Below are 15,419 nucleotides of genomic sequence, written 5' to 3' on the forward strand. Positions count from 1 at the left end.
AAAAGGAGATCAACCATGACCCACAATTCCGATTTCGCCATCGTCGCCGAGGGCCTGCGCAAGCGCTTCGGCGACACCCAGGCCCTTGACGGCGTCGACCTGGCCGTCCGCCCGGGCACCGTGCTCGGCGTGCTCGGCCCGAACGGCGCCGGCAAGACCACCACCATCCGGATCCTGGCCACCCTGCTGCAGGCCGACTCCGGCCACGCGACCGTCGGCGGCTTCGACGTCGCGGCCAACCCGGCCGACGTCCGGCGCACCATCGGCCTCACCGGCCAGTACGCGTCGGTCGACGAGGATCTGACCGGCACCCAGAACCTGGTGCTGATCGGGCAACTGCTCAACCTGTCCACCAGGGACGCCAGGGCCAGGGCCGCCGAACTGCTGGCCTGGTTCGACCTGTCCGATGCGGCCGGCAGGGTCGCCAAGCACTACTCCGGCGGCATGCGCCGCCGGCTCGACCTGGCGGCCAGCCTGGTCGGCCGGCCATCGGTCATCTTCCTCGACGAGCCGACCACCGGTCTCGACCCCGCCAAGCGCGAGGACATGTGGGGCGTCGTCCGCAGTCTGGTGGGTGACGGATCCACCGTGCTGCTCACCACCCAGTACCTGGACGAGGCCGACGCACTGGCCGACGAGATCAGCGTGATCGACTCCGGCCGGGTGATCGCCCACGACACCCCGGACGGGCTCAAACGGGTGATCGGCGGCCACCGGATCCGGATCCGCACCAACGACGCGGCTGACGTGCAACGCGCCGTCGGCGTGCTCACCGCCGTCGGCACCTCGGCTCCCGAGGTGTCCGCCCGCAACACCATCACCGTCCCGGTCGCCGACGAGTCGGTGCTCACCCCGACGGTGGAACGCCTTGCCGCGGAAGGCATCGGCGTCAGCGAACTGTCCCTGCATCTGCCCAGCCTCGACGAGGTCTTCATGACCCTCACCGGGCACACCACCGAAGAGCTTCCCGGCTCCACCTCGAAAGGAGTGGCGGCATGACCCTCACCAGCTACGGACCCACCGCGGCGAAGGTCGCCGCCGAACCGCCCAGCGCGCCGCCCGGCGCCTATCTCAAGCACATCTTCGCCCTTGCCAAGCGGAGCCTGATCAAGACCATCCGCACCCCAGAGGCGTTGATCGACGTCACCCTGCAGCCACTGATCTTCCTGGCACTGTTCACCTATGTCTTCGGCGGGGCGATCGCCGGCGGTTCCCAGCACGAGTACCTACAGTTGCTGCTGCCGGCGCTGCTCGGTCAGACCATCGCAATGGCCGGAGTCGCGCTGGGACAGAACCTGAATGCCGACATCGAGAAGGGCGTCTTCGACAGATTCCGGTCGCTGCCGATCGGCCGATCGGTGCCGTTGGTGGGCGCCGTCGCCGCCGACATCGTCCGGTACCTGATCCTGATGGTCGTCACCCTCGGGGTGGGCGCGCTGATGGGCTTCCGGATCGAGACGAACTTCATCTCGGCGGTGGCCGGTGTCGCGCTCGCCATCGCCTTCGCGCTGTGCTTCTGCTGGATCTCGGTCTGGGTCGGCATGAAGGCCCGCACCCCGGGCGCCGTGCAGGGCATCATGTTCATGCTGGTGCTGCCGTTGTCGTTCGGCTCCAACACCTTCGTCGATCCGTCGACCATGCCGGGCTGGCTACGTGGATTCGTGAACGTGAACCCGATCTCCCAGCTGGGATCCGCCGAACGCGGGCTCCTGGTCGGCGGTCCGGTGGCCACCCCGCTGATGTGGACCCTGATCTGGATGGCAGGCCTGCTGGTGGTCTTCGTGCCACTGGCGCTGCGCGCCTACAAGCGCCGGGTCTGAGCAGAGCCCAGCAGCTACCGCGATATCGAGCCGGCGGTCCGGGATTCCCGGGCCGCCGGTTCGGCCGTCCCGGTCGCCGGATCGATCCGGACCATCGCCTGCTCCATGGTCAGCTGCCGGCCGCGCTGGTAGGCAGCATCGAACGCGGTGTCGCCCAGCGCCTTCCGGGCGAACGCGAATGCCGGGACAAGCACCGGGTCGTTGGCGTTCTGCCCGCCGCGCAACCGAGCTGCGGCGCCGAGGATCTCCGCCGTCTCCTCGGCAGCACCGGCCGCGGCCGCCACCACCGCGACCGACTCACCGAAGGTGGCGATGATCGGCCGGTCGTCGGTGGCTGCCGCGATCGGGAAGCCGAACCGCAGCGCCCGCAGCGCCTTGTCCTGCTCGCCGATCCGCGCCCACGACATGGCCACCACGCACCAGCCGATGGCCGCGAGATGACCGTCGGGGCGCGGCATTGTGGCCAGGGTGGCATCGAGGTACTCACGGATCGGCCCGGCTCTCTCGTCATCCGCCTGCAGCTCGAGGATCGCCAACCGGCCGACCGGCACCGACACCTCCCAGCCGCCCATCGCCGACGGGAACGAGATGGCCGAGCGGAGGAACATCTGCTCCAACAGATCGATCTGTTCGTGGGCCAGCTCGAACCGCTGCTGGCTCGCGTACAACTGGCTCAGGTGCAACCGGGTCTGCAGCTCGTCGTCCCTGGCGCCGAGCCCGATCGAGACCGTCAGCGCACTCTCGGCGTCCGCGACCGCGCCATCGAGGTCGCCGTCCAGCAGGCGCATCCGTCCGCGCAGGTTGATCAATGCCGCCCTGGCCCAACGGTCCGGATGCCCGTCGAGTTCGCGCCAGGCCAAATCCAGCCGCCGGCGAACTTCCTCGAGGTCGCCGGTGTTCTCGGCGAACATGGCGAACATCAGGTGGGCCGTCCCCCGCGACCAGCCGCCCGCGGCATGTCGGACCAGCCGGTCCGTCAGGGTCATCGCGGTCGGCAGATCGCCGGAGAAGTAGTAGAGCAACACTTCGAACATGGCGGCGGAGCCGGTCAGTGGGCCGGCCTGCGTCATCCGCCGGGCGAGATCGCCGGCCTGGCTGCGTCGCTGCTCGACGTCACCGATCTCGACACCGACGGCCATGTCGGCCATCAGGCAGAACGCCGACAGGGTCAGGGCCACCGGGTCATTGATCGGCTCGACCTTGGCCAGTTCGCCCAATTGCTCGATGAGCTCGAAGCCGCGGTCGGTGATGATCCAGAACCAGGTCAGCCGGCCGGCCACCGTCCTGGCCCTGATCGTCTCGCCCGAATCGGTCAGATACCTGATGGCGTCGGCGATGTCGGCGTGTGCCTCCTGTAGATCGGCCAACGCCTGTGGCTGTGCCGCGCTCCTCAACCTGGGCGCCAGCCGCCGGGTCAGGTCGTCGTAGTGCGCGGCATGGGCGCGCCTGGCGGCGTCCAGTCCGCCGTTCTCGGTGCACCGCACCAGGGAGTAGTCCCTGATCGTCTCCAGCATCCGGAACGTCGCGCCGTCCGGTGTCTCCAACAGCGACTTGTCCGCCAACGACAGCAGGATGTCCCTGACCGCCGGCTGGTCCAACCCGAGTCCGGCGCACAGGGCCGCCGCTGCCGGCACGGTCCACGCCCCGGCGAACACCGAGAGTCGTTCGGCCACCAGACGTTCGGTGTCGTCCAGCAGGTCCCAGCTCCAGTCGACGACCGCCCACAGGGTCCGGTGCCGCGGCAGTGCGGCCCGGTTGCCGCCGGAGAGCAGCCGGAACCGGTCGGAGAGCAGCGCAGCCACCTGCGCCGCGGGCAGCAACCGCAGCCGGGCGGCCGCCAGTTCAATGGCCAGCGGCAGGCCGTCCAGCCGCCGGACGATCTCCAGCACGGCCGACAGGTTTTGCTGGGTCACTGCGAAGCCGGGGTGGACCGCAGCGGCCCTGGCCTCCAGCAGTTGTACCGCCGGCGAGAGCCTGGCCTGCTCAACGGTCGGGGTATCGGGCGGAACCGCCAGCGGCGGCACCGGATACAAAGCCTCGCCCAGCAGACCCAGCGGTTCCCGACTGGTGGCCAGGACGTGCACCCCAGGGCAATTCTGGACGATCACCGCGATCAGTTCGGCCACCTCGGCGATCAGATGCTCGCAGTTGTCGACGATGACCAGCGCGTCCGCTGCACGCAACCCGCTGATCAGCCGCTCGCTGCCGTCCCGGATCGCGCCCTCGGGCCGGTCGATGCTCGGCGCGCTGCGCAGCCGGAGCGCGTCCAGGAATGCCGGCACGATGCCCGCCGGATCGGTGACCGAGGCCAGCGGCACCAGCCATCTGCCGTCCGGGTGCCGATCGGCGCGGCTGGCGGCCACTTCGACCGCCAACCGGGTCTTGCCGACCCCGCCCGGGCCGATCACCGTGACCAGCCGGGACTGCTCCAGCAGCACGTCGATCCTGGCCAATTCATCGGCCCGCCCGACAAACCCGGTCAGCGCCACCGGCAGGTTGTCCCGCGCTGGCGCCGGCGCGGCTGCGGAAACGTCCGTCGTTCCGTTGCCGCGCAACAGGTCAAGGTGCAGTTGCTGCAACTCTGATGACGGGTCGGCACCGAGCGTGTCGGCCAGATAGCTCCTGGCCCGCTGGTACGCGTCGAGTGCCGCCGCGGGACTGCCGGAGGCGGCCAGCGCCCGCATGTGCAAGGCGATCAGCTTCTCCGACAAGGGATTCGCCGCGGCGATCTCCTGCACCTCGGCGAGCACCGCCGCGCTCTCGCCGAGCGTCACGGCAGCGCTGAGCCGGTCGGCCTCGGCATTGATCTTCTGCTCGCCGAGTCGATGCCGCGGGGACAGGGCGTAGTCCGCTGCCCCGGCATCGGCCAGCGGCTCACCGCGCCAGAGCCGCAGCGCCGCCGTCAGCAGCTCCGAGGCGGCAGCCGGATTCGACGCGACCTCCGGCGCTGCCTGCCGGCACAGCGCGGAGAACCGGTGGGCGTCGACGTCGTCGCGCGCGGCGGCCAGTCGATAGCCGTTCCCGACCTGCAGGATCGACCCGCTCCCCAGGGCCCGGCGGGCCCGCGACACCAGCGACTGCAGGGCGTTCGCACGATCCGCGGGTGGCGCGTCACCCCAGAGGTCGTCGACGAGCTCGTCGGAAGACACCGCGCGCGGCGCCGCCAGGGCCAGCCGGGTGACCAGTGCGCGCAGCCGGGCGCCGGCGACCGGGACGACCCGACCGTCGAGCTCGACCGTCAGGGGCCCGAGTATTCCGACCTGCACCCGACCACTGTTGCACAGCGGATGGTGCTGCTTCGGCGAATATCCTCGTCAGCCCGTTGTCCCCGTCAGCCGTGCGTCAGCCCTTGCTGCCACCGTCGACCTGGCGCCGGAGCTCGGCCAGTTTCTCCGCGGCCAACCTGGCGCGTTCGTCGGCGGCGTCCTGCAGCTTTCGGCCGGCCTGGGACTCCTGCGCCAGCTCCGTGCTACCCATCGCGGTACCCCAGCGACCCTCGATCTTGTCGCGGACGTAGTCGAGTGTCGGCACTCCTTCGTCGGTGTAGTCGAATGCGGGCGGCGCGACCGGGGCGACGAAGGTCGGGGCCGCCACCGGGGCGGCGACGGGGCTGGTGACCTGGCCGGCGGACGTTTCCGCGGGAACGTCGGCCGTCTCCCCCGGGGCGGCGTCGACCAGGTCGGCATCCACCGCTTCGTCATCCCCGTCATCCCCTGCGGCGTCCGGCGCCTCGTCAGGCTGCTCACCACCGTCGACCACCTCACCGTCGACTACCTCACCGTCGACCACCTCGTCACCGGGTCCGTGGTCCGGCTCGCCGGGCCGCTCGATGGTGTCTGACGGCTCCTCGGAGGCGGCTGCGGATTCGGCCGCCGGGGTGCTCTGCGCTGACGGATCCTGGGGTGCGGTCATACCGTGTACGGTACGTGCCGGGGCGCCGCCGAGCAGGCCGGCCGACCCTGAATACCCCCGGATCTCGGGCCCCACCTCGATCCGCCGATTCTGCCTCCTGGGGCCCGCCCGACCGGGATAGTGATCAGAGCCCCACCGACGGTGGGGCCGTCGCCCTGGCATCCGAGGAGGTTCCGGCCGTGCGCCGTGCTGTCGCCGCATTGCTGCTGGCCGGCGGCCTGTTCGGCGGGTCTACCGGCCTGGCCGCCGCCGCGCCCGACCCGGACGACACCGGCCGAGCCCCGTTGATGATCGTGCTGGACGCGTCCGGATCGATGGCGCTCGACGACGCCGACGGCCGACCACGGATCGACACCGCGAGATCCGCTGTCCGGCAGCTGATCGGCGCCCTGCCCGACGACGCCCGGTTGGGCATCGAGACCTACGGCACGAACACCGGGCCCAACGCGTCCGAACGGGACCTCGGCTGCCGGGACGTCTCGGTCCTGCAGCCGGTCGCGCCGCTGGATGCCGACGCGGCCGGCGACACCATCGACGCCATCGAGCCGTCCGGCTACTCACCGATCGGACAGGCGCTGCAGACCGCCGCCGCCGCGCTGCCGGACACCGGTAAGCGCACCATCCTGCTGGTCTCCGACGGCTACGACTACTGCGCCACCCCCGAGCCGTGTGACACCGCCAGGGCACTCGCCGAGGTGGCACCGGAACTCACCATCCACGTCCTCGGCATCGACGCCGACAGCGGTGACACCGACCAACTGCGCTGCATCGCCGCCGCGACCGGCGGTCGCTACCTCGACGCGGACCCCGCGGACGGCACCATCACCGACCAGCTCGGACCCGCGCTGGCGGCGGGCTATCAGCGTCAACCGGTGCCGCTGCGTCCGTCCGGTATCCCGATCGAGGGCACCCCGGAGTCGTCCGATGCCGCACCGGTGATGACCCCGGGCAGCTATCTGGACGGCTCGTTCACCCGCGGCAGCTACAGCGCCGACGGCGAGACCAAGCGCGGAACCGTTCGGTACTACCGGGTTCCGTTCGCCGCCGGGATGACGCCGTGGGCTTCGGCAACGCTGATCGGCGACGTCCGCGGCGAGGACTACCACAGCCTGGGCCTGCGACTGACGCTGGTGAACGGCGCCGATGACCCGTGCCTGCCGGCCGTGGAGAGATCCACCTCCCCCGGTGGGTCCGACCCGCTGCCGCTGCTCACCGCGCAGGTCGGCGGTGTCCGACCGGACAGTGACGATTGGGCCGAGGCCTGCAACGCCGGTACGCCGGTGTACCTGCGGGCAGAACGGTTGGGCGAGTACCGGTTCGGTGCGGCACTGCCGGTGGAGCTGGAGTTCCGGGCCGAGCCGGGCGTGGCCGGCGACGACGCTCTGGAGCCGGGCTCGGTGCAGGACGATCTCGACCCGCCGGAGCCGGGCGGGCAGGTCGCGCCGGCCACCGGAGGCAGCGATTTCGGCTCCGCCGTCCGACTGGCTCCCGGCAGCACGATCTCGGACACCCTGGTGGCCGGCGAGACCCGCTTCTACGCGGTACCGCTGGACTGGGGGCAACGGCTGAACTACCGGCTGACGCCGACCGGGGTCGGCACCCCGGTCGACGCGGCGAGCGAGACGGTGTCGGTGCAGCTGCGCAACCCGCTGCGCGCCCCGGTCGCGGTCGGCGCGGACGGATCGTCATCGTTCCGCTACCAGCTCGACGGCGACGGGGTGCCGCAGGGCCTGCACGGCAGTTCGGCGACCGCGGTGCGGTACGGCAACCGCTCGGCCGACGACGACAAGGTTCGCGGTTTCGCCGTGGCCGGCAGTTATTACCTGGTGCTGAGCCTGTCGCCGTCCGACGAGGCGGCGCAGCTGACCGTGCCGTTCACCCTGACCGTTGCCACCCCGACCGACCCGCAGGCGGCCGAAGCCGCCCCGCAGTACCTGCCGGCCGAGGATTCCGGCCGGACCCGCACCCCGCCGACGTCCGTCAGCCCCATGGCGACGGATGACCGGACCGCTGCGGATGCCGCCGGTGTCGCGGGGTCGGCAACGCCGGGCTGGGTGTGGGGGTTGGCCGGCGCGGCCGCCGCCCTGCTGATCGCCGCGCTGGTCGCGCTGCTCCGCCGCCGGACCGTGCGGTCCGGTGCGCCGCCGTCGGCCGGGGGCTGAGGTGGGGAATCGCAGGTGGCGAACCCGACGAGCAGCGGTGATCGTCTGGGTGGTGGTGCTGCTCGGCGGCGGTATCGCAGCGACCTGGGTAACGATGGCCCATGCCCCCGTCAACGGCCCCTCGGCCCCGTACGACCACGCCGGACTGTCCGAGTCCTCGGTCGCCACCGAAGACGTTGTCGCCGGCCAGGCCCGCACGGTGGTCGCCGGACTGCGATCAATCGGGTACTGGTGCGTGCAGCCGCGTCGGAACGTCGCTGCCGTGCAGATCGCCTGTCGTTCGGCCGGAGGTGACGTCCGCGACGATCGTGGCGTCCGGATCGACCTGCAGGTCGCCGCGAACGGCGACCTGCTATATGCCGACATCGACCTGCCGTCCTCCGATGCGGCCGACCGGATGTGGACCCTGTTGGACGCCTCGTTTCTTCGGCTGTGGCCACAGCAGCGCAGCGTGATCGCCGGCCTGGTCGAGAACGCGCGGCCGCACACCTTGATGGGCAACCGCCCGTTGCCGCCGTCCGATCCGGACGATCAGTACTTGACTCATGAGGCGCGCACGTCCGTTGCCAGTTGGTCGCTGTTGTCGTTCTACACCGGGTGGCCACTCGCGTTGCGGGTGCGCACTCCCGGCCTGCAGGACCGCAGCTGGCCGTTCGACGGCGGCCACTATGCGACCACGCTGAGCGACGCGATCGGACAGCTGACCGCGGCCGGCTTCGGGTGCGCGACGTCGTGTTACCGGGCCGGCGACAATCAGGTCGTCGACTTCGAATCCTTCGACGATCAGATCGTGACCATCGGCTTCCGCCTGCGCACCAGAACCGATACCCCGGCCGCCGGTCAACCGGCCGCGGAGTGGGTCCGCAGCGGCCTGCCGTTCCTGACTCCGGCCGTGCGCACCGCGGTCGGCAGCCGGATCGAGCAGTCCCTGGTCGAGCGCCAGGACTGGCACGGCGTGGTCGCCGGCACCCCGGTGAACATCGTCGCCGTGCCCGGCGGCACCTCGACGGCGGACGGCCATCCGGCGCGCGACCTGTCCGTGGCCATCGGCATCCCGCTGCTGCACGTCGACTGACGGGTGCGTTGGATATCTATACGCTACGTCGTATATAGTTGCAGGGTGTCCAAAGTACTGACCTCCCTCCCTGTCGGTGAACGAGTCGGGATCGCCTTCTCCGGCGGCCTCGACACCTCGGTGGCTGTCGCCTGGATGCGCGAGAAGGGCGCGGTGCCGTGCACGTATACGGCCGACCTCGGGCAGTACGACGAGCCGGAGATCGACACCGTGCCCGGTCGCGCCGGCCAGTACGGCGCCGAGATCTCCCGACTGGTCGACTGCAAGAGCGCCCTGGTCGAGGAGGGGCTGTCGGCGATCGCCTGCGGCGCCTTCCACGTCCGCAGCGGCGGCAAGGCCTACTTCAACACCACGCCGCTCGGCCGGGTGGTGACCGGCACCCTGCTGGTCAGGGCCATGCAGGACGACGGGGTGTCGATCTGGGGTGACGGATCCACCTTCAAGGGCAACGACATCGAGCGGTTCTACCGCTACGGCCTGATGGCCAACCCGCAGTTGCGGGTCTACAAGCCGTGGCTCGACGCCGACTTCGTCGCCGAACTCGGTGGGCGGCACGAGATGTCGTTGTGGCTCACGGCCCGCGATCTGCCCTACCGGGCTTCCGCGGAGAAGGCGTACTCGACCGACGCCAACATCTGGGGCGCCACCCACGAGGCCAAGACGCTGGAGTTCCTGTCGGAATCGATGGAGGTGGTCGAGCCGATCATGGGGGTGAAGTTCTGGGACCCGGCGGTGGCCATCGACACCGAGGACGTGACGGTGCGCTGGGAGCGGGGCCGTCCGGTGGCGATCAACGGCCGCGACTTCACCGACCCGGTGGCGCTGGTCGACGAGGCCAACAAGATCGGCGGTCGGCATGGCCTGGGGATGAGCGACCAGATCGAGAACCGGATCATCGAGGCGAAGTCCCGCGGCATCTACGAGGCACCGGCAATGGCGTTGCTGCACATCACCTATGAGCGGCTGCTGAACGCCATCCACAACGAGGACACCATCGCCAACTACCACGCGGAGGGCCGCCGGCTGGGCCGGCTGCTGTACGAGGGCAGGTGGCTGGACCCGCAGTCGCTGATGATCCGCGAGTCGCTGCAGCGGTGGGTCGCCTCCGCCGTCACCGGCGAGGTCACCCTGCGACTGCGCCGGGGCGACGACTGGTCGGTGATCAACACCGCCGGCCCCAGCTTCTCGTACCACCCGGAGAAGCTGTCGATGGAGCGCACCCAGGATGCCGCCTTCGGCCCGGTCGACCGGATCGGTCAGCTCACCATGCGGAACCTCGACATCGCCGATTCGCGCGCCAAGCTCGAGCTGTACGCCGCCCAGGGCCTGCTCGGCACCGGCGCCCTCGACCTGGTCGGCGAGCTGACAGCCGGTGGCGCGGCGGCCATCTCGGCCAACCCGTTGCTGGACGACCTCGATGCCCAGGACGACGCCCTGGACCGAGCGGCGATGGAGACGGGCGTCGACTGACCCCTGGCCGCCGTCAGCACGTCCGTCACTGCCAGTGGTAGCTGCCGTCGGCACCGAGTACGCAGGTGACGGATCCGCCCGGCCCGGCCGCCTCGTCACCCTCGTCGGTCCAGCCGCACTCGTCCCCCGCCGATGGCCCGTTCGGGTCGGTCGCCGCGCCGGAACTCTGGACGGTCCGCGTCCCGGTCCCGGTTGCGTCCTCGGATCCGTTGGGCGGCGGCGGGTTCTGCCCGATCACCACCGCGGCCACGATGGCCGCCAACGCCATGGCGATCCCCAGCCCGCCGGCCAGCACCGGCCAGCGGCTCGGCCGACGCGGAGTCCGGGCCGGTGGGGTCATCGGTCGGGCTGCGGGCGGGGCGACAGCGATGCCGGTGTCGATGATGGTGGCGCCGCGTGGCCGGTGGTCCACCGCCAGCCGGGCCGGCGTCATCCGGGCGGCGGAGGTGGGGCCGTGCACCGGATCCCAGCCGTCCGGCAACGGTGGCAGCACCGGGCCGAGAGTGATCGCCGCGCCCGCCATGGTCCGCGGGTGCGGGTCCATCGCTGCGGCCGACAACAAGCGGCGGGCGGTCGTCGCATCCGGCGGGCGCTGATCGGGGTCTTCCGCCAGCAGCGCCGCCAGCAACCGCCCGAGCACCGGATCGGCGGTCCTGAACTCCTGCCGCACACGGATTTTCGGTTCGATCGCGGTGAGCGCGGCGACGGCGGTACGGCCGGCCGCGAACAGGTCCTGGGCGGCTGACGGACCGGCGCCGGTGGCCAGCTCCGGCGGCAGGTAGCCGGGGGTGCCGATCACCATGCCCAGCTCGGTGAGCCTGGCGTCGTCGGCGCGGATGGCCAACCCGAAGTCGATCAACAACAGGCGTAGCGGGGTTGTCCCGGTCGCCCGGAGCAACACGTTGCCCGGCTTGATGTCGCGGTGCACCAGACCGGCCCCGTGCACCTGCTGCAGGCCGGCCAACAGCTGGTCCAACAGCACCGCCACCGTCGGCTCTGCCAACGGGCCCGACCGGTTCACCATGGCGTGCAGCGAGCCGCCGTCGACCAGTTCGGTCGCGATCAACACATCGGCGTCCTCGGCCGCCCAGGCGTACGGGCTGGCGATGTGGGTGCCCTCCAACCGCACCGCCTGCTCACGGACGAACCGCAGCAGCTGTCCGGCGTCCCGGCGGCGCAACAGCTTGGCCGCGCAGTACCGACCGCGGGCCAGGTCCCAGGCCCGCCAGACCGTGCCGGACCCGCCGCTGTCGATCGGGTCGCACAGCGCGTAGCGGCCGGCCACCACATCGGTCGCCGGGCGTCGGGTGGGCGCGCTCTCCATGGCACCCAGCCTGTCAGGTCAGCGTCCGCCGGAGCCGGCGTTTCGAGAAGTTGCCGATCGCCGGTTTCAGCACAGCTGGGTGCAGTCACGTGATCCGGCCGGTTCCGCGCCGAAACGGCCCGCCGGGCGCAGCTCGGCTGAATCGTCCTAGTCTTGAGCGGTGAGGCCGAGCGCGACCGAGGACGCCAACCGCCGGCTGCTCCGTGCCAGGGACGCGATCGACCGGCACTTCGCCGAGCCGCTGGCGATCTCGGTACTTGCCGGCGTCGCGCTGATGTCGCCGGCACATTTCATCAGGGAGTTCCGGTCCACCTTCGGCGAACCACCGCACCGCTACCTGCAGCGCCGGCGGGTCGAGCGGGCGATGGCGCTGCTACGCGGGTCCGCCCCGAGCATCACCGAGGTCGGCCTGGCGGTGGGGTTCGTCAGCCCCGGGACGTTCAGCCGGACGTTCAAGGCAATAGTCGGCCAATCGCCGTCGTCCTACCGCCGGTCCAGCGGGCCGCTCTCGGCTCCGGGCTGTTTCGTGCGTTCCTGGACGCGGCCGGCGACGGCCACGCCGTCCGCGTCGGATCGAGCAGTTTCGGAGAAGCAACTCGCCTGACCCGCGGCTAGCGTTGCGGCCATGTTCAACGCCATCACCATCACCGCGATCCCCGTCCTCGACCAGGATGCAGCCCTCGACTTCTATGTCGGCAAGCTCGGTTTCGAGGTCACCAACGACGTCGACATGGGCTTCATGCGCTGGCTGACGATTGCGCTGCCCAGCGATCCGGATCGCCACCTACTGCTCGAGGTCCCCGGCCCGCCGGCCCTCAGCGAGCAGGTTGCCGGTCAGGTGCGCGACCTACTCACCAAGGGCGCTCTGGGCCTGGCCTGCGTGCTGAGCACCGACGACTGCCGCAAGACCTTTGCCGAGCTGTCCGCCAGGGGCGTCGAATTCTCCGAGGAGCCGACCGAGCAGCCCTACGGGATCGACTGCGCGCTGCGCGACCCGTTCGGCAACCAGATCCGGATCACCCAGCACGCCGCCGGACCGGTCGAGATCACCAATGCGGACAGGGAACGCTGGAGTGCGGGCGCAGATCGAGCCGCCTCCGACGCCTGACGCGAGAGCGCGTATCGCCGGGCACCGGTCCGATCGGGCCTCAACTTCCGCGAAAGCCCAGGTCGACCAGGGACTTTGCAAGAGTTGAGGCCGGATCGGATCAGGTGCCCCGGGACAACCCCGCTACGCCCTGGCCGGCACCCGGGACAACCCGGCTACGCCCTGGCCGGCACCCGGGACAACCCCGCTACGCCCTGGCCGGCACCCGGGACAACCCCGCTACGCCCTGGCCGGCACCCGGGACAACCCCGCTATGCGTGCCCGCCCTTGACGCCGGCCAGCAGCATCTGCGCCACGTCGAGCACCTCGACCTCGGAGATGTCCCGGTCGGAGGTCGGCTCGGCCTGCCGCGCGGTCAGCCCGTCGGTGAGCATCACCCGGCAGAACGGGCAGCCGGTGGCGATCTGCTCGGCGCCGGTGTCCAGCGCCTCGTCCACCCGCTCCAGGTTGATCCGCTTGCCGATCTTCTCTTCCATCCACATCCGGGCACCGCCGGCGCCGCAGCACATCGCGCGCTCTGAGTTCCGCGGCATCTCGGTGAGCTCCAGGCCGGCAGCGGCCACCAGCTCGCGGGGCGGCGAGTAGACCTTGTTGTGCCGCCCCAGGTAGCAAGGGTCGTGGTAGGTGACCGGACGTCCACCGGGTGCGCTGCCGCGGTCGGCCGGGGCCACCGTCACCAGCTTGCGCTCGCGGACCAGCTTGTTCAGCAGTTGGGTGTGGTGCACCACCTGGTAGTCGCCACCCAGGTCCGGGTACTCGTTGCTGAAGGTGTTGAAGCAGTGCGCGCAGGTCACCACCAGCTTGCGCTGCGCACGCAGCCCGAATGCCTCGTCCAGCACCTCGACGTTCTGCTGCGCCAGCATCTGGAACAGGAACTCGTTGCCGGCCCGACGGGCCGGGTCGCCGGTGCAGGTCTCGCCCTCGCCGAGCACCTGGAACTTGACACCGGCCAGGTGCAGCAGCTCGGCCACCGCGCGGGTGGTCTTGCGGGCCCGGTCGTCGAACGCGCCGGCGCAGCCGACCCAGTACAGATATTCGGTGTCGGCCTCCAGCTCGCCATCCACCACCGATACCTCGAAATCCAGGTCCTTGGCCCAGGCGAGGCGGTCGGAGTTGTTCTGCCCCCAGGGGTTTCCCTTGTTCTCCAGGTTGCGGAACAGCCCACCCAGCTCGCTCGGGAACTCCGATTCGATCATCACCTGGTAGCGGCGCATGTCGACGATGTGGTCGACGTGCTCGATGTCGACCGGGCACTGCTCGACGCAGGCGCCACAGGTGGTGCAGTCCCAGAGCACCTCGGGGTCGATGATCCCGTTCAGGTCCGGCCCACCGATCAGCGGCCGCTCGGCCTCGGCCAGCGCCGCCGCCGGCACCCCGGCCAGTTGCTCGGGGGTGGCCTTTTCCTCACCCGCCATGTCCTTGCCGCCGCCGGCCGCCAGGTACGGCGCCTTGGCGAACGCGTGATCGCGCAGCGAGAGCATGACCAGCTTGGGCGACAGCGGCTTCGCGGTGTTCCAGGCCGGGCACTGCGACTGGCAGCGACCGCACTCCGTGCAGGTGGTGAAGTCCAGCCAGCCCTTCCAGGAGAAGTCCTCGATCTTGCCCGCGCCGAAGGTGTCGGTCTCCGGGTCGGCCTCCTCCAGGTTCAACGGCACACCGCCGGACAGCATCGGCTTGAGCGCGCCGAGGGCGGGCTGGTTCACCTTCGGTTCCCGCTTGAAGAAGATGTTGAAGAAGGCGGTGAACCGGTGCCAGGCGACGCCCATGGTCAGGTTCTTCGCGATGACGATCGCCCAGCCCATCGAGACGGCGACCTTGATGAACGCCACCACCGAGACCGCGCCCAGCCAGGCCGGCAGAATGTTGCCGAGACCGTGGCTGATCGGCGCCGACCAGACCGGGTACGGGAAGTTGTCGGTCGCCCCCTTGAAGCCGCGGATTCCGAAGATGCAGACACCGATGGCGGCGATCACGGCCTCGACGAAATAGGCCTGCCAGAAATTGGACCCGGCGAATCGGGACCGCCGGTCCGGTTTGCGCGGGTGGTTGAGCTGACGAACGACGATCAGCGTGCCGATGCCGAGCACGGTGGTCAGCGCGATCAGCTCGACGAACAATCCCCAGCCCCACCAGTGGCCGATGATCGGCAGTTCCCACTCCGGGTTGAAGGTCTCCCCGACGGCCTCCACCAGGGTGAGTACCAGGGCACCGAAGCCGACCATGACGAACCAGTGCGCGACCCCGATGTAGCCCCACTTGAGCATCTTGGTGTGGCCGAGGATCTCGGTCAGCATGACCTTGACCCGCTGCCCGACCGGCTGGGTCCGGCTGTGGTCGGCAGCGCCGAGTCGGACGGTGCGGGCGATCTGCAGACCGGCCAGCACCAGCATGCCCATCCCCACCACGATGAGTAGCGCGGCCAGCGGTCCGAGGATCCATTGCAGTGCGGTCATCGGCGGGTCAACTCCTCCTGATCTGCACGCATGTTACCGGCCGGTAACCAGCGCCGGTCACAGCGTTGCGCCGTGCTGCATGCATATCAGGTCGG

The 15,419-nt window shown here is 70.4% G+C and carries 11 protein-coding genes; 7 read left to right on the forward strand and 4 right to left on the reverse strand.

The features are described 5' to 3' along the window. The first annotated feature begins 15 nt into the window (after positions 1 to 15). Positions 16 to 999 (forward strand): daunorubicin resistance protein DrrA family ABC transporter ATP-binding protein, encoded by a 984-nt coding sequence (locus K340_RS33145; protein WP_037366625.1) that lies wholly within the window; start codon positions 16 to 18, stop codon positions 997 to 999. Further along, positions 996 to 1,820, forward strand: a complete 825-nt coding sequence (locus K340_RS0124710; protein WP_029138661.1) for an ABC transporter permease — start codon at positions 996 to 998, stop codon at positions 1,818 to 1,820. The genes K340_RS33145 and K340_RS0124710 overlap by 4 nt, the downstream gene beginning before the upstream one ends. Before the next feature lie 14 nt (positions 1,821 to 1,834). Here the strand turns inward: K340_RS0124710 and K340_RS33150 are convergent, their stop codons facing one another. Further along, positions 1,835 to 5,086, reverse strand: a complete 3,252-nt coding sequence (locus K340_RS33150) for a BTAD domain-containing putative transcriptional regulator (RefSeq protein ID WP_051267577.1) — start codon at positions 5,084 to 5,086, stop codon at positions 1,835 to 1,837. 76 nt (positions 5,087 to 5,162) lie between these two features. Then, entirely contained in the window at positions 5,163 to 5,732 is a 570-nt protein-coding gene (locus K340_RS34805) for a hypothetical protein (protein ID WP_051267579.1), read from the reverse strand. Between the two features lie 179 nt (positions 5,733 to 5,911). On the opposite strand from K340_RS34805, the gene K340_RS0124725 reads away from it, so the two are divergent. Genes K340_RS0124725 through argG form a run of 3 tightly spaced genes read left to right on the forward strand, consistent with a single transcriptional unit; the run spans position 5,912 to position 10,439 of the window. Beyond that, positions 5,912 to 7,894, forward strand: a complete 1,983-nt coding sequence (locus tag K340_RS0124725) for a VWA domain-containing protein (protein WP_029138662.1) — start codon at positions 5,912 to 5,914, stop codon at positions 7,892 to 7,894. A 37-nt stretch (positions 7,895 to 7,931) separates the two neighbouring features. Beyond that, positions 7,932 to 8,969 (forward strand): hypothetical protein, encoded by a 1,038-nt coding sequence (locus K340_RS0124730; RefSeq protein ID WP_029138663.1) that lies wholly within the window; start codon positions 7,932 to 7,934, stop codon positions 8,967 to 8,969. A gap of 45 nt (positions 8,970 to 9,014) precedes the next feature. After that, positions 9,015 to 10,439, forward strand: coding sequence for an argininosuccinate synthase (gene argG / locus K340_RS0124735; RefSeq protein ID WP_029138664.1), 1,425 nt, complete (start codon positions 9,015 to 9,017; stop codon positions 10,437 to 10,439). Positions 10,440 to 10,464: 25 nt separating this feature from the next. On the opposite strand, the gene K340_RS33160 is transcribed toward argG, so the two are convergent. Then, positions 10,465 to 11,763 carry a serine/threonine-protein kinase gene (locus K340_RS33160; protein WP_084614941.1) on the reverse strand — a complete coding sequence of 433 codons (1,299 nt, stop codon included), beginning with the start codon at positions 11,761 to 11,763 and terminating at the stop codon, positions 10,465 to 10,467. Between the two features lie 160 nt (positions 11,764 to 11,923). Here K340_RS33160 and K340_RS0124745 point away from each other — a divergent pair, with 160 nt between their 5' ends. Both K340_RS0124745 and K340_RS0124750 read left to right on the forward strand, forming a co-directional pair. Further along, positions 11,924 to 12,367, forward strand: coding sequence for a helix-turn-helix domain-containing protein (locus tag K340_RS0124745; RefSeq protein ID WP_029138665.1), 444 nt, complete (start codon positions 11,924 to 11,926; stop codon positions 12,365 to 12,367). 21 nt (positions 12,368 to 12,388) lie between these two features. Further along, positions 12,389 to 12,871: a VOC family protein gene (locus K340_RS0124750; protein WP_029138666.1), complete on the forward strand. Its 483-nt coding sequence runs from the start codon at positions 12,389 to 12,391 to the stop codon at positions 12,869 to 12,871. A gap of 251 nt (positions 12,872 to 13,122) precedes the next feature. Here K340_RS0124750 and K340_RS33165 read toward each other — a convergent pair whose 3' ends face one another. Beyond that, a complete protein-coding gene (locus tag K340_RS33165) occupies positions 13,123 to 15,324 on the reverse strand; it encodes a (Fe-S)-binding protein (protein WP_037366627.1) in 2,202 nt (733 codons plus the stop codon). Positions 15,325 to 15,419: the final 95 nt, after the last annotated feature.

It is taken from the genome of Nakamurella lactea DSM 19367, from assembly GCF_000426645.1.
Lineage (GTDB): Bacteria > Actinomycetota > Actinomycetes > Mycobacteriales > Nakamurellaceae > Nakamurella > Nakamurella lactea.

Excerpts from the sequence above, each read along its gene's own strand:
- K340_RS33165 (WP_037366627.1), bottom strand. The coding sequence starts at position 15,324 with ATGACCGCACTGCAATGGATCCTCGGACCGCTGGCCGCGCTACTCATC.
- K340_RS33160 (WP_084614941.1), bottom strand. The coding sequence starts at position 11,763 with ATGGAGAGCGCGCCCACCCGACGCCCGGCGACCGATGTGGTGGCCGGC.
- K340_RS34805 (WP_051267579.1), bottom strand. The coding sequence starts at position 5,732 with ATGACCGCACCCCAGGATCCGTCAGCGCAGAGCACCCCGGCGGCCGAA.
- K340_RS0124710 (WP_029138661.1), top strand. The coding sequence starts at position 996 with ATGACCCTCACCAGCTACGGACCCACCGCGGCGAAGGTCGCCGCCGAA.
- K340_RS0124750 (WP_029138666.1), top strand. The coding sequence starts at position 12,389 with ATGTTCAACGCCATCACCATCACCGCGATCCCCGTCCTCGACCAGGAT.
- K340_RS33145 (WP_037366625.1), top strand. The coding sequence starts at position 16 with ATGACCCACAATTCCGATTTCGCCATCGTCGCCGAGGGCCTGCGCAAG.